The following is a 1,024-nucleotide window of genomic DNA, read 5'->3' on the forward strand; positions in this document are numbered from 1 at the left end:
GCCACACTCGACTCCTACGTACGGGGGATGATCCACGGATGAGCGGCACCACGCTCGACGGCACCGCGGCGGGCTCCGTGGCAGTCGCCCACATGATCCGCGGCGAAGTCGACCACGGCTCGCACACCACCCACGGACGCCCCGGCGCGGCCTTCACCACACCGGCCCTCGATCTGGACCGCCTCGTGTGGTCCCGCACCGAACCCGGCCCCGCCTTCCACGTGCCCGTCGCGGAGATCGTCGACCTGCTGGTGGAGACCGGCGAGGCCCTCAAGACGGACCGCGCGGGCCTGCTCGCCGAGGCCCTGGACCGGGTGGTCCGGGTCAGCCCGCTGCCCGCGGAGATTCTCGAACGCGCCTACGCCGCACTGTGGCGCAGCTTCCAACGAGCCGGCCTGTACGCCCAGATCGACCACGAACTCGGCGGGGCGGACGTGCTCGACGGCTGGCGCGAGGTGGCGCTGCCCGACGACCGGACGGCCGCGACCCGCGCGTTCCCGCCCCGCCTGGTGCACATCATCGCAGGCAACGCACCCGGAGTCGCGGCGATGTCCGTCGTGCGCGGCGCCCTCACCAAGGGCGTCAACCTGCTCAAGCTGCCCTCGAACGACCTGTTCACCGCGTCCGCGATCCTGCGCACGATGGCCGAGGTGGCCCCCGGCCATCCCGTGGTGCGTTCGTTCTCCGCGGTGTACTGGCGCGGCGGCGACGAGACGGTGGAGAGCGTGCTGTTCCGTCCGCAGTTCTTCGACAAGCTGGTGGCGTGGGGCGGCGAGGCCACGATCCGCGGGGCACTGAAGTACGTCGGTCCGGGATTCGAGCTTGTCTCCTTCGACCCCAAGACCTCCATCTCGCTGATCGGCCGCGAGGCCTTCGAGTCCCCGGAGACACTGGCCCGGGCAGCCGACGCGGGCGCCGCCGACGCCACGTTCTTCAACCAGCAGGCGTGCGTGGCCAGCCGCTTCCAGTTCGTCGAGGGTTCCTGGGACGACGCCGACCGCTATGCCGCCCAGCTGTGCGAACG

1 protein-coding gene is annotated in these 1,024 nt (G+C 71.4%); it reads left to right on the top strand.

Annotated elements, in window-relative coordinates; translation table 11 throughout:
- Window positions 1-38 precede the first annotated feature (38 nt).
- The coding region (locus TN53_RS40865) for an acyl-CoA reductase (RefSeq protein ID WP_052745415.1) at window positions 39-1,024 on the top strand (986 nt) is incomplete at its 3' end.

The sequence above is a fragment of the Streptomyces sp. WM6386 genome (assembly GCF_000972385.1).
In the GTDB taxonomy this organism is placed as follows: Bacteria; Actinomycetota; Actinomycetes; order Streptomycetales; family Streptomycetaceae; genus Streptomyces.